Here is a 12,357-nt window from a genome sequence, read left to right as displayed (position 1 = left end):
AAGAATTTGGTAATATGATAAGCTGGCTGATTATGCCAATTTACCTATGACATTTTCACCAACTTTTGTGATTTAAGGCTTATAACCTATTCCCACTTAAGGCCCTTCTTTTTTACAATCATTAGGTATTTATCTAAAATTTTAAGGAGTGTATATGTTGGAACTAGCTGGTTTTATGCTGCGCGCTTGCGCTCTAGTACTTGATGTGATCATTGCCGCAGCAGTGATTTTCGCAGCCGGATTTACGTTGGGTGACGGGTCCGCCGGCGTCATTATTGTGGCCATATTGATGCTGCTTGTGTATCCTTTGCTGATGCCACTGACAAATTGGAGAGGTACACTGGGCAAAAAAATCATCGGGCTGCAAATCGTGAGAGACGAAACATACGAAAAAATATCCCTCCCACAGGCCATTGTCCGTTACATGATAGCGTGGGTGCACGTGTTCTCTCGTTTGATCTATTTGACAGCCGCATTTACGAAGAAAAAACAAGCCGTTCATGATATGGCTGCGAAAACAATTGTGCTGAAAGCAGAATAACCTTGAAGAATAGAATTCTTCAAGGTTATGTTTCTCGTTAGTTCGTATTTTGGCCTCCGCCGTTCAGTCCTTCTTTAATCAGGCTGTTGACTTGGCTGTTCATCAATAAACCGATGTGCCCAACACCATGAATTTGAACGTTTTTAGCACCGTCTAATCTTGATAAATAATTCATGACAATCATATCGGCACTGCTGTAAACGGATGTGTATAAAATCTTTTGATTTGGATCTGTTCCTGGAAGCGCCTTGCTTGTCACCAAACGGTTCGCTCCGCCAAGCGTTACGACGTTTTCAATTTTATTTCCGCCGTCCAGATTTTTTATGTAGTAAAGTGTGTTCGCGCCACCCATGCTGTGAGCGACAATGTCCACTTTTTTCGCACCTGTTTCATCTAAAACCTTTTGCACAAATCGTGATAATACCGGGCCATTGTTATAATTCGTGCCTGTCTTGTCCCAAAAATCAACTGCATACAGCTTGTCCCGCGACCAGCCCTGAGATACGAGATAGCTCTTAATTCCCGCAAAATTGTATGACGCTCCTCCAATACCGTGAACCATAACAACTGGATTGTGTTCAGCAGCTTTTGCTGACGGCTGCATCGCAAACAGCGATGTGACTGACAGCAACAAAATTGTTACAAGTGCAATGAACTTACTTTTTACAAATTTCATAATATCCTCCTTTTTTTGTAACAAATTCTTCAATTATATTACGTTACCAAATTAATTAAGTAAAGGGTAATTTTGGCTTATTTTTAAAGAGATTTTAAGGTTCAGAGGAAATTTTGCTGTCTTTTGAGCCTGAAATACCTAAAAAAAGAAGGCCTTTTCGCCTTCTTTTCTTTAATACTCATTGAAATAAGCTTGGATTTTTTGAGGATTGTCTGTTTTGGTGAGCGCAAGCATCAGCAATATCCGTGCTTTTTGGGGGTTTAAAGAGTTCGATGCCAGCAAATCTTTTTCCGCATAGTCTTGGTTTGGTGTCACGACACCATTTCCCGTACGGGTTGAGCGCACCACAGTGACGCCTTTTTTAGCTGCGCTGACCGCTCCTTTTTCGGCTGCGTCAGATAAAGACCCGTTTCCTGAACCAGCGTAGACAATCCCTTTTGCTCCGGCTTTCACAGCCGCGTCAAACAGGTAGCCTCCGTCATTTTGGTACCCGTAGATAATGTCTACTTGCGGCAGCTGATTAAGATGAGAAACTGAGAATTCTGTATCCTTCGTATGCTTGAGGGTGATTTCATTATTAAAATAAATATCATCAGCAATCGTTCCGACGTATCCCATTTCTTCTGATTTAAATGTATCCGTTGCGGTTGTGTTTGTTTTGGTAACATAGCGGGCTGATGCAATGCGGTCGTTAAGAACGACGAGCGCTCCTTTTCCTTTTGCCCCAGGTGCGCTTGCCACTTTAACTGCATTGTACAGGTTAGACGGCCCATCAGCGCTGATGGCTGTGGACGGTCTCATAGAACCGACGACAACTACCGGCTTATCGCTTTTCACAGTGAGGTTCAAAAAATAAGCTGTTTCTTCCAATGTGTCGGTTCCATGGGTCACGACGATTCCGTCTACATCATCTGAAGCGAGCAATTTGTTTATGCGTTTCGCCAGCTTCAGCAATATTTTATTATCAATGTTTGTGCTGCCAACGTTGACAATCTGCTCGCCGCTGACGTTCGCAATGTCCTTCATCTCCGGAACTGCCTCGATCAGTGATTCAACGCCGACGACACCTGCTTTATATTCAGTGGTTGAGGTTTTCGATTTATCGGCCCCTGCAATCGTGCCTCCTGTCGCTAAAATTTTAATGTTTGGCAGATCATTTTTTTCAGAGACGGAAGCCGAAGAGACTTTTTGTGTCTGCGACTTTTCTATCGAGGATTCTTTTGTTTCAGGAGATTGTGAGCATCCGGTAAAGGCAAGAAATAATAGTGCGGTAAAAAGAGTGAGTACGAGCAGTCTTTGTTTTTTCATCTGTTTCTCTCCTTACATCCTTATGATGTCTAATGATCGAACATTTTATTTATTCAGTCAAAATGTGCGTCAGCTTTTCTCTCGGCTTTTTTCGTTGTAATATACTTTTTTTTGTCTTTTCATACAACGAATTTTTCTTGACAATTGATGGTCGAATCAAGATAATAGACCAGTCACTATATTTTGATTGCAATTCAGTAAGGTGGGAATGTTATGAGTTATGGAGATTCCCGTGAGAAAATCCTTTCAGCTGCAACCAGGCTATTTCAGCTGCAGGGATATTACGGCACGGGGCTGAACCAGATTATTAAGGAAAGCGGCGCGCCTAAAGGCTCTCTTTATTACCACTTTCCCGGCGGTAAAGAACAGCTGGCGATCGAAGCGGTGAATGAGATGAAGGAATATATCCGGCAGAAAATCACGGACTGCATGGAAGCCTGTACCGATCCAGCGGAAGGCATTCAAGCCTTTTTGAAGGAGCTCTCCTGCCAATTTTCATGTACGGAAGACATTGAAGGCTTGCCTGTCGGCTTGCTTGCGGCTGAGACGTCATTGGAAAGCGAACCGTTGCGGGAAGCCTGCCATGAAGCCTACAAAGAGTGGGCCTCTGTGTATGAGGAAAAACTGCGGCTTGCAGGCTGCAGCGAGAGCCATGCTAAGGAAGTCAGCACTGTGATTAACGCCATGATTGAAGGCGGTATTCTTTTATCTTTGACGGCAAAAAACAGCACACCGCTCCTTCATATCTCCAACTGCATTCCTGACCTGCTGAAGAGATAAAAATAAGACATACTTACGTTCGAATAGAGAGGGGAAATGATTTTTGGAAACAGCAGCTAAAGCATCTCAGCAATACAAAGTGATGCCGATTATGATTTCCTTGCTGTTGGCCGGTTTTATCGGCATGTTCAGTGAAACAGCGCTGAATATCGCTTTAACCGATCTTATGAAGGAATTGAACATTACAGCAGCAACCGTTCAATGGTTAACGACGGGCTACCTGCTTGTGCTCGGTATCCTTGTTCCTGTATCAGGACTGCTATTGCAGTGGTTCACAACAAGACAGCTTTTTACCGTGTCACTTATCTTTTCAATTTTAGGCACCTTGATTGCGGCGCTTGCGCCGAGCTTCCCGTTTTTATTAGCAGCGAGGGTCGTTCAAGCACTCGGAACGGGTCTTTTACTGCCTCTGATGTTTAACACGATCTTGGTGATTTTCCCGCCTCATAAACGGGGCGCGGCGATGGGAACGATCGGGCTTGTCATTATGTTCGCGCCCGCCATCGGCCCGACATTCTCCGGGTTGGTACTGGAGCATCTCAACTGGCACTGGATTTTCTGGATCTCTCTTCCGTTCCTTGTGCTGGCACTTGTTTTCGGTATGGCATACATGCAAAATGTATCTGACATTACAAAACCGAAAATCGATGTATTATCTATCATTCTGTCGACGATTGGCTTTGGCGGCATTGTGTTCGGATTCAGCAACGCGGGTGAAGGCTCCGGCGGATGGTCCAGTCCGACTGTGATCGTCTCACTGATTGTCGGGGTTGTCGGTCTTATCCTATTTTCAATCCGCCAGCTGACGATGAAGCAGCCGATGATGAACCTACGTGCGTTCAAATACCCGATGTTTATTTTGGGTGTTATTATGGTGTTCATTTGCATGATGGTCATCCTGTCATCTATGCTGCTTCTGCCGATGTATCTGCAAGGCGGCTTAGTCCTGACGGCATTTGCTTCTGGTCTTATTCTCTTGCCGGGCGGCATTTTAAACGGATTTATGTCCCCCGTTACAGGCCGTCTGTTCGACAAATACGGACCGAAATGGCTTGTTATTCCGGGATTTGTGATTGTTACTGTTGTCCTTTGGCTCTTCTCAAACATCACGACCACTTCTACGGCTGTGCTGATTATCATCCTGCATACCTGCTTGATGATCGGGATCTCTATGATTATGATGCCTGCGCAGACAAATGGTTTAAACCAGCTGCCTCGCGAGTTTTATCCAGACGGCACCGCCATCATGAACACGCTGCAGCAAATGGCGGGCGCTATCGGAACAGCGGTTGCGGTCAGCATTATGGCTGCAGGCCAGCACGATTATATGAGCACAGTCAAAAACCCTGCCGATCCGGCAGTCATCCCGCAGGCTTTGACAGCGGGCGTGCAGCACGCGTTTGTGTTTGCAATGATTGTTGCTGTTATCGGACTAATTGGCGCGTTCTTTTTGAAGCGTGTTAAAGTCGATCATTAATATGAAAAGCCCCTGATCTTCAAATCAGGGGCTTTTTTATGTTTACATGTGGATCGTTTTTGCCGCGATTTCATCAATCGCATGACGCAATTCATCCTTCGTGTTATAAAAATGAGGAGCGAGGCGGATGACAGCGTCCCGCGGCGCGCAAATCACTTTTTTCTTCTTCAGCAGCGCCGCTGTTTCCAATGCCCGCTCATCCCGGATCGCAACCATGCCCGGCTGCTCTCCCGATGGTGCCGCCGCCAGCTGCAGGCCTTTTTCAGCAGCATATTGACATGCATCGGCACAGATCGTTTTCACATGATCCCGGATATGAGAAACCCCGATATGATTCAGCAGTGATAAAGCCGCTGCCGCTGCGTATACGCTGATAAAAGCAGGAGTGCCTGTTTGAAATCGCCGCGCGCCTTTCGCATAAGCCGCTTCAAACCCGCTCTCCCAGCCGAACCAAGCTGATGTTTTCGGCTTCAGTGCATCCGCCAGCTCCTTTCTCACATAAAGAAACGCCATTCCCGGTATGCCAAGCAAATACTTTCGGGTGCCTGCCGCCAGCATATCAACACCCCACGCTTTTACATCAATGGGAATGTGCCCCGCTGATTGATAAGCATCCACAAATAACAAAGAACCCTTTCTCTGAGTAATCTCAGCGATTGCTTTTACATCCTGAACAAAGCCGTCACGATAGTGAACGTGCGGAACACATGTCAGCACTGTTTCATCCATAATATATGTTTCATATTGTTCGAGCGGCAGCTCACCGTCTATTGATGGAATGACGGATACGGTATAATCGGATTGTGCCTGCCAAACATGAGATACCGACGGAAAATCCATCTCTGTATACACAACATGCTTCTTTCCAAAAACAGATAAGGACGATGCTGCGGAAACCAGCGCATCAGAAACTGACGGCACAATCGCAATTTCATCCGGTTCAGCCCCTATCAGCTTTGCAAACTCATTTCTCGCACTCTCTGTTTTTTCGATTGCTTCATTCCAGTTCGTCCCCATATGCAGCAGGCTGTCATGATAGTCTTTGATCGCCCTTGATACAGGCTCTGCCAACGCGCTCTGAGAACAGCTGGCAAGCATCGTATGTGTCTGCACGGTTGGGAACAGCTGGCGATACTTCTGCGGCAAATGCTCCATTGTGATTCACTCCTTTTCATTATTTTGATGAAAAACCCAAAAATATACAATAGAATAAAAGTAAAAAGGAGATGGGAAGATGAGAAAAAAAGTGCTGATCACAGGCTTTGACCCTTTTGACAAAGAAACCGTCAATCCGTCATGGGAAGCGGCGAAACAGCTGAATGGCTTAGAGACGGATGAAGCAATCATCACAGCAGAACAAATTCCCACTGTCTTTAGAACCGCTCTGGACACACTGCGGAAAGCCATTCAGAAGCATCAGCCGGATATCGTGATCTGTGTCGGCCAAGCCGGAGGGCGGATGCAGATCACCCCGGAACGGGTGGCAATCAATCTTGCAGACGCGCGCATCCCCGATAATGAAGGACATCAGCCGATTGATGAAGAGATTTCTCCAAGAGGGCCCGCCGCTTACTGGACGGGACTTCCCGTGAAACGAATGACTGCGAAGATGAAGGAAAACGGGATTCCAGCTGCGGTTTCTTATACAGCGGGTACATTTGTATGCAACTATTTGTTCTACGGGTTAATGGATCACATTAGCCGGACATCCCCGCACATTCGCGGCGGGTTTATTCATATCCCTTTCATTCCAGAGCAAACAATCGACAAAACAGCGCCGAGCCTCAGCCTGGACACGATTGTCCGAGCATTGAGAATCGCCGCTGTTACGGCCGCACAATATGATGAGGATTTGAAGTCACCGGGCGGTACGCTGCACTAAGCGGCCGCCGTTTCGCTTGTCAGTCTCTTTTTGTAGACAAACGCCGATAGGGTGACACTTACTTCAAACAGGACAAGCAGCGGGATCATGACGAGAAAATCAGAAATGAAATCAGGCGGTGTAATCAATACAGACACGACGATCAGCAAAAAATAGGACAGCTTTCTCGCTTTGGCCAGCCGATAGGGATTTAGGACACCCAGCCTTGTTAAAAACATCACCACTAAAGGCATTTCAAACAGAAAGCCAAACGGCAGGCTCAAATTCACCATAAACCTGAAATATCGGTCAGCCGTAAACATTGTTTCAAAATGGCCGGAAGACAAATGAGTCAAAAAGCTGAGCACGATCGGAAACAAGACAAAGTATCCGAAAGAGATGCCCGCCAAAAACAATGCAAATAACCCGGGTATGTACATGAGCGTCACCTTGCGCTCCGTTTTCGTGAGCGCCGGGGCAACGAAACGCCACAGCTGGTACGCGGCAACAGGGATGGAAGCCGCAATGGCACAAATGCCGGCAAGCATCATATACACCCAGAGGATTTCACTCGGGCCAAGCACAGCCAGCTTTCCGTCCAAATCCCTGATCAGCCAGTCATAAATGTCCTGCACGAACAAAAAAGCCGTGATGAGAAATAGAAGAAATGCCGCGAGAGTCACGATAATCCGGCGGCGAAGCTCTTCTAAATGCCCGATCAAATGGGTTTCTTTTTTATCCATTCAAAAAAGCCCTCCCTTTCATAAAAAAGAGGCAGACCCGGTGTCTGCCTCATCAGCACTCAGCCCGCGTTTTTGTCCTGCTTTACCGCTGTCAGCTCAGCTGATTTTTCTTCTTTTTCATCACCAGACACTAGTGATTTTGTGGCGCTTTTAAATTCAAGCAGGGTCCGTCCGGCGGCACGCCCGATTTCCGGCAGCTTTGAAGGGCCAAAAATAATGAGGGCAATGACAAAGATCAGAATCAAGCCCGGTATACCAATGTTTGAAAACATGTTTTTTCACTCCTTAATTCGTGATTTTTGCCCGTTTCTTAATCATTTGTTTTTCGTGGGCTTTGTTGTGTGCAAAGAAACGATCCTCTTCGACCTCATCGGATTGCTTCACCCCGCCTTGGATCGTTGTGGATGATACCTTTCTCAGTCCAGTTTGGTCCTTTTGGTAAACGAATGAAGCCCGTGTTGAAATGGCTGCGCCCGGCTCTGTCACAAACGGCATCACCCGGTAATCGGCTTTCCACTGGTGAGGCGTCACTGTACAGCGGACATATCCGCGATAATCGTTAAAGAACTTGATATGCGGATTTTCCTTTAAAATTTGGTCTGTATCCGCCCGCTTATCCGCGCCGTTTCCTCCGGATGTGATCGAGGTGCCGACAAATTCAGCCCCGAAAATTTTTGAACTTGTCTTCTCAAAGTCGACATGCAAATTCGATGCCCAGCTTGCGTGTACATCTCCTGTCAGCACGACAACGTTATTCAGATTTTTACTTTTAATGAAATTGACAACCCGTTCGCGCTGAGCAGGGTAGCCGTCCCACGAATCCATGCTGTAGATCGGGCTTGCGCTTGTCCCGAAATTCCACTTCGCAAAGAAAATCTGCTGTGCCAGCACATTCCAGTGGGCTGTCGAGTTGCTCAAATTGCTGAAAAGCCACTGTTCCTGTTCTTTTCCTAACAGGGTCCGATTTGGATTGCGCGATTCATCAGAAGGTGGCTTATTGCCGTCGTTATTGGCTTGGTCGTCCCTGTACTGGCGTGTATCAAGGACATTGAAGGACGCCAGGTTCCCATACGTAAAGTGCCGGTACAGCTGCATATCCGGACCATTCGGCAGAGAGGAGATGCGGAGCGGCATATGTTCATAGTACGCCTGGTAAGCAGCCGCGCGGCGGAGTACAAATGCTTCAATCGATTGTCCTTTTTCCGGTATTTTATTGGCATAGTTGTTTTCGACTTCATGGTCATCCCACGTCACAACCCAAGGGAACGCCGCATGTGCAGCTTTTAGATTGGCGTCAGAACGGTATTGGGCATGTCGGTTCCGATAGTCTTGCAGCGTAATGATTTCTGCGCTGTTGTGCGTGCGGACATTGCCTGTTTTTGATACATATTCATTTGGACCGTATTCATATATGTAATCACCGAGATGGAAGACAAGATCAAGCTTTTCCTTCGCCATATGTTTGTAGGCCGTATAATATCCATGCTCATATTGCTGGCAGGAAGCGAATGCAAAGGTCATTTGCGGCACATTGGCGCCAGGGGCAGGCAGCGTTTTTGTTTTTCCGACAGGGCTTAGTTCATGTCCGGTTTTGAAACGGTAATAGTACACTTTGTTCGGCTCAAGCCCGTCCGCTTCCACGTGAACTGAGTGAGCGAGATTAGGTTTGGCCATTTCAGTGCCCTTTCTCACAATCTTGCGGAAATGCTCATCCTTTGCGACTTCCCATTTGACAGGCACCGCCTGATTCGGCATTCCCCCGCCGTTCAGCGGATCTGGTGCCAAGCGCGTCCACAGCACGACACTGTCAGAAAGCGGATCTCCAGACGCAACCCCTAACGTAAACGGATAGCTCGAGAACTTAGGCGCGGCATTTACTTCAAATGCACCAACTGACTGAGCAATGGTCAGTCCAAGAGAAAGTCCTGCAATCTTCCCCGCTCCTTGAATAAATTTGCGGCGGTCAAACGTATTGTTTTGAAAGCTTTCCTCTTTCAGTTTCTGTACCCATTCATCAAAACGACTGTCGTATGCCATTCAAGATCCCCTCTCTTCTCATTGATCGCCTCCATTATAGAAAATCATTGTTAAATGGCTGTGAAGAAGTGTGAACCGATTGTAAGCGCTGAACATCAGAAACAGGTCTTCACTCACAAGCCTGACGCTGAAACGTGCCGAAAGCTGGCTAAATGGCGCGTTTTCTGCATATCCTGTCGTTTGCAAGCCGCCCATTCGGACTATTTTTCTTCACACGATCTTAAAAAAACAAAAACACCGAGCCATTTCGCAGAATGACTCAGTGCCGTATCAGTTATTTCGAAAATAATCTGCTGAAAAAGCCCTTCTTTTTCGGCTTTTCAGCAGGAGGCTCTTGTTCTCTTACAATCCCTTTTTCCTTCGCTTCTTTTAGCCAAAATGGAAATTCAGTTAGCAGAGCGTCATAAAGCTCATCATCAGAAATGCGGTCAATCTCTTCGATATGCAGGAAGCTCGTGTTATCAACAGCACGTCCTTCTAACGTATCCAGTTTATTGAGAAAATCGAAGTTTCCGTTTCCAACGCCGACAAACTGCCAAAACACAGGCTTATCAGAGGAAGCTTCAATGATCGGTTTGATCGACTTTTTACAGCCTCCGTCATTGATAAAAACGACGAAAGCGGGATATGAGCTCGGTTCCTCCACAATATATTTACGCAGCACGTCTTTCATGACCGGCGGCTCATCATTTCTACCGAATTTATGCAAGCGGTCATTATTCAAAATTTCACGATCGACATAGCCCGAAAAATCTTTTTCAGAGACTGGCTTTAATCGGGAGAATTCGTTATCATACACCCATATATCCAGCAAGCCGTTGTCATCAAATTGATCAGCCACAACCAAAATCCGCTCCACCACGTTTTGAACCGTTCCGTTTTTGTAGAGCGTTCTCATTGAACCCGTAATATCAAGCACCAGGCCGACACGAGCCGTCACCTTCGTTAATTGCTTTTTCTCCAGTACGATCTTTACGCTTTTCTTTTGTAGGTCGATTGTTGCCATTCTGTCATCTCCGTCAGCTCTTTTTTCTAAGATTATCTCACAGGAATATTTTTCATTGCATCTCTTTTCAAAGAAAAACACCGTTCAATTTGAACGGCGTCCTGTCTCTAAAATGTGTTATATACATTTTCACACGTTTCAGCCGTCGGCTGATAAAAACAGTGTGACTTGTATCTGGCCACAAACGGCTGGTTATACCACTGGGATGGACAGTCTCCCTCCGGCCTGAAGTACCACAAACTAAATTTTGCAGGCCAGCGCCTTTCACCATTAATCGACCGGCGTGCAAGGGCACGCTCGCTATCTCGCGCCCTTTGATAAAAATATCCATGAGTCACAGCCTCAAACGCGTGCGGCTGATAAATCATCTGCCTGATGGTGCGGAGGCCTTTAAAATCTGAGCAATTCGCCCGCAGCCGATTAATTCCTACGTTGCCGACAAGCAGCATCCCCTGCTTGCCTTCGCCTTCCGCTTCCGCTCTGAGCAGCCTTGCCATCAAATCGACATCCGCACTCGTTGCTTTTACGACCGCCATCACGTCACCTCCCCCTTGATCTCCTTTCATCATATTTCATGACTTCAAAAGTGATGACGGAGGGACAGGAGAAGTTTTTAAATTTATTCATTCGGATTTGCGACAAAACCTAAAAACAAAAGGCTCTTTGTTTGTTCATCTGTGATGACAAAGAAAAATGGGCGGTCGGCCGTCAAGGTAGCGTCTGGCGCGAGAGCGGACTCAACGATTTCCGCTGACGAGGCAGCCGCAGCCTCGGTTCCTGATTCATCCACCTTGATAAATGTGTGGTGATTTACATCATCGATTGAAACACCTCGGCCTTCAGTAAACATTCTGGAAAAGTCAGCATCGGAAAAGAAGGGTTTCATCCCCATATCGTAAAGAGCGCGTTTTACGTTATACTGCCCTTTCAGTGTAAAACGGGGCATGCTCAGCTTCACTGTTTTTGGCTGAAATGCGCTGTCCCATGCTTTTATGTTTTGATTTGTAAAAAGAGACATGAAAGAAGCCTGCTTTTTCTTCGGCAGAAATAAAGTAAAAGAAAGTTGTTGATCTTCATATGGAAGCTTGACTGCTTGGAACAATTCATTTTCTAAATAAGCAAGGCGTGCAGTCTGCTTCATCATCAGCAGTTTTTTGGCCGAGCCGTCAGGCAGAAAAAAATGCTCCTCATCGGTCACATGCTGGTCAAACGGCAGCGCCCACTTTTCTTGAAAATAGACGGTGTTTACCAAAAGGGAAACAGCTTCCGGCGAAAGATGATCTGCGATGTCGTCAATATGCCCTTTCGTTTGGTGAGCCGTCCACTGATTGATCAAGTTCTTTGCGGTCTGAATATTGGCATCCATTTTAAAGACACTGCCTGAGAAGAATTGTTTAATCGTTTGTTTAAAGCCAGGCTTTGCCTCAAGCCTTGTCCATACAGCATTGGCAGTCAGCAGATCACCTTCAGACAAAGATTCAAACCTTTTCATGAGCGCGAGCGATGACTCATTTATCATGCTGTCACGAAGGCCCGACAAATATAAAGCAGCTTTGATTTCTTTTAATGTATCTCCCTCCGCTCCATTTGCAGTCATTATCAGCATTTGCTGCAAGCTATATGGGGAGATCAGCAGATTATCCGTTAATCCGTCTTTATCTGACATGTTTTGAAACAATTCGGTTCCGAATATACGCTCAGCGTCAATAAAACCCTCATGAATGTCGTAAGCTTTGTTTTTTGCAGAATCAGATGAAGCAGGCGATTGAGCAGATGATGCTGGTTCTTCAACAGGTTTGCAGCCGCCTCCGCAAAGCATAAATAGCAGCATCACTGTGAACACCTTTCCTTTCATACAAACGATTCACTCCCTTTACATGGACTGTAAAAACACAATATAAGGTTTAACTTTCTGCATTTGAGGAATC

General features: G+C 46.2%; 14 protein-coding genes. 4 read left to right on the top strand and 10 right to left on the bottom strand.

Translation table 11 applies throughout. The annotated features are described in order from the left end of the window. The first annotated feature begins 157 nt into the window (after positions 1-157). Positions 158-541: an RDD family protein gene (locus GYO_RS23910; RefSeq protein WP_041520850.1), complete on the top strand. Its 384-nt coding sequence runs from the start codon at positions 158-160 to the stop codon at positions 539-541. A gap of 37 nt (positions 542-578) precedes the next feature. Here the strand turns inward: GYO_RS23910 and estA are convergent, their stop codons facing one another. Beyond that, positions 579-1,217: a lipase EstA gene (gene estA, locus GYO_RS23905; protein WP_014112540.1), complete on the bottom strand. Its 639-nt coding sequence runs from the start codon at positions 1,215-1,217 to the stop codon at positions 579-581. A gap of 171 nt (positions 1,218-1,388) precedes the next feature. Continuing rightward, complete coding sequence (locus tag GYO_RS23900) at positions 1,389-2,525, bottom strand: type II asparaginase (protein ID WP_014112539.1); 1,137 nt, start codon at positions 2,523-2,525, stop codon at positions 1,389-1,391. A 213-nt stretch (positions 2,526-2,738) separates the two neighbouring features. On the opposite strand from GYO_RS23900, the gene lmrA reads away from it, so the two are divergent. Together lmrA and lmr(B) are read left to right on the top strand one after the other, a co-directional pair. Beyond that, positions 2,739-3,305, top strand: a complete 567-nt coding sequence (lmrA, locus tag GYO_RS23895; protein ID WP_014112538.1) for a transcriptional regulator LmrA — start codon at positions 2,739-2,741, stop codon at positions 3,303-3,305. Positions 3,306-3,387: 82 nt separating this feature from the next. Then, positions 3,388-4,782, top strand: coding sequence for a lincomycin efflux MFS transporter Lmr(B) (gene lmr(B), locus GYO_RS23890; RefSeq protein WP_063612834.1), 1,395 nt, complete (start codon positions 3,388-3,390; stop codon positions 4,780-4,782). 42 nt (positions 4,783-4,824) lie between these two features. Here the strand turns inward: lmr(B) and GYO_RS23885 are convergent, their stop codons facing one another. Next, the gene (locus GYO_RS23885; protein ID WP_014112536.1) at positions 4,825-5,937 is read right to left on the bottom strand and encodes an aminotransferase class V-fold PLP-dependent enzyme; all 1,113 of its coding nucleotides are present in this window, start codon (positions 5,935-5,937) and stop codon (positions 4,825-4,827) included. A gap of 79 nt (positions 5,938-6,016) precedes the next feature. Here GYO_RS23885 and pcp point away from each other — a divergent pair, with 79 nt between their 5' ends. Then, entirely contained in the window at positions 6,017-6,664 is a 648-nt protein-coding gene (pcp, locus tag GYO_RS23880) for a pyroglutamyl-peptidase I (protein WP_014112535.1), read from the top strand. Here pcp and tatCd read toward each other — a convergent pair. The 7 genes from tatCd to GYO_RS23845 form a co-directional block, all read right to left on the bottom strand. After that, positions 6,661-7,386 carry a sec-independent protein translocase protein TatCd gene (gene tatCd / locus GYO_RS23875; RefSeq protein ID WP_014112534.1) on the bottom strand — a complete coding sequence of 242 codons (726 nt, stop codon included), beginning with the start codon at positions 7,384-7,386 and terminating at the stop codon, positions 6,661-6,663. The two genes, pcp and tatCd, sit on opposite strands and share 4 nt — an antisense overlap. A 59-nt stretch (positions 7,387-7,445) precedes the next feature. Continuing rightward, positions 7,446-7,658 carry a sec-independent protein translocase protein TatAD gene (gene tatAD / locus GYO_RS23870; RefSeq protein ID WP_003223835.1) on the bottom strand — a complete coding sequence of 71 codons (213 nt, stop codon included), beginning with the start codon at positions 7,656-7,658 and terminating at the stop codon, positions 7,446-7,448. Positions 7,659-7,671: 13 nt separating this feature from the next. Then, positions 7,672-9,423, bottom strand: a complete 1,752-nt coding sequence (phoD, locus tag GYO_RS23865) for an alkaline phosphatase PhoD (RefSeq protein ID WP_014112533.1) — start codon at positions 9,421-9,423, stop codon at positions 7,672-7,674. An 18-nt stretch (positions 9,424-9,441) separates the two neighbouring features. Next, positions 9,442-9,618, bottom strand: coding sequence for a hypothetical protein (locus GYO_RS23860; RefSeq protein WP_014112532.1), 177 nt, complete (start codon positions 9,616-9,618; stop codon positions 9,442-9,444). 79 nt (positions 9,619-9,697) lie between these two features. Beyond that, positions 9,698-10,429, bottom strand: a complete 732-nt coding sequence (locus GYO_RS23855; protein ID WP_014112531.1) for a vWA domain-containing protein — start codon at positions 10,427-10,429, stop codon at positions 9,698-9,700. A gap of 107 nt (positions 10,430-10,536) precedes the next feature. Beyond that, positions 10,537-10,965, bottom strand: a complete 429-nt coding sequence (gene cwlJ, locus GYO_RS23850; RefSeq protein WP_014112530.1) for a cell wall hydrolase CwlJ — start codon at positions 10,963-10,965, stop codon at positions 10,537-10,539. 83 nt (positions 10,966-11,048) lie between these two features. Then, positions 11,049-12,284 (bottom strand): serpin family protein, encoded by a 1,236-nt coding sequence (locus GYO_RS23845; RefSeq protein WP_014112529.1) that lies wholly within the window; start codon positions 12,282-12,284, stop codon positions 11,049-11,051. Positions 12,285-12,357 lie beyond the last annotated feature (73 nt).

The sequence above is a fragment of the Bacillus spizizenii TU-B-10 genome, assembly GCF_000227465.1.
Classification (GTDB): Bacteria; Bacillota; Bacilli; order Bacillales; family Bacillaceae; genus Bacillus; species Bacillus spizizenii.
This window is presented reverse-complemented; position numbering and strand designations above follow the sequence as displayed.

Bases quoted from the DNA above. Each gene is read 5' to 3' on its own strand.
- tatAD (WP_003223835.1), bottom strand. From the start codon at position 7,658: ATGTTTTCAAACATTGGTATACCGGGCTTGATTCTGATCTTTGTCATT.
- phoD (WP_014112533.1), bottom strand. From the start codon at position 9,423: ATGGCATACGACAGTCGTTTTGATGAATGGGTACAGAAACTGAAAGAG.
- GYO_RS23855 (WP_014112531.1), bottom strand. From the start codon at position 10,429: ATGGCAACAATCGACCTACAAAAGAAAAGCGTAAAGATCGTACTGGAG.
- GYO_RS23885 (WP_014112536.1), bottom strand. From the start codon at position 5,937: ATGGAGCATTTGCCGCAGAAGTATCGCCAGCTGTTCCCAACCGTGCAG.
- GYO_RS23860 (WP_014112532.1), bottom strand. From the start codon at position 9,618: ATGGGCGGCTTGCAAACGACAGGATATGCAGAAAACGCGCCATTTAGC.
- GYO_RS23900 (WP_014112539.1), bottom strand. From the start codon at position 2,525: ATGAAAAAACAAAGACTGCTCGTACTCACTCTTTTTACCGCACTATTA.
- pcp (WP_014112535.1), top strand. From the start codon at position 6,017: ATGAGAAAAAAAGTGCTGATCACAGGCTTTGACCCTTTTGACAAAGAA.
- lmrA (WP_014112538.1), top strand. From the start codon at position 2,739: ATGAGTTATGGAGATTCCCGTGAGAAAATCCTTTCAGCTGCAACCAGG.
- GYO_RS23845 (WP_014112529.1), bottom strand. From the start codon at position 12,284: ATGAAAGGAAAGGTGTTCACAGTGATGCTGCTATTTATGCTTTGCGGA.
- estA (WP_014112540.1), bottom strand. From the start codon at position 1,217: ATGAAATTTGTAAAAAGTAAGTTCATTGCACTTGTAACAATTTTGTTG.
- tatCd (WP_014112534.1), bottom strand. From the start codon at position 7,386: ATGGATAAAAAAGAAACCCATTTGATCGGGCATTTAGAAGAGCTTCGC.
- cwlJ (WP_014112530.1), bottom strand. From the start codon at position 10,965: ATGGCGGTCGTAAAAGCAACGAGTGCGGATGTCGATTTGATGGCAAGG.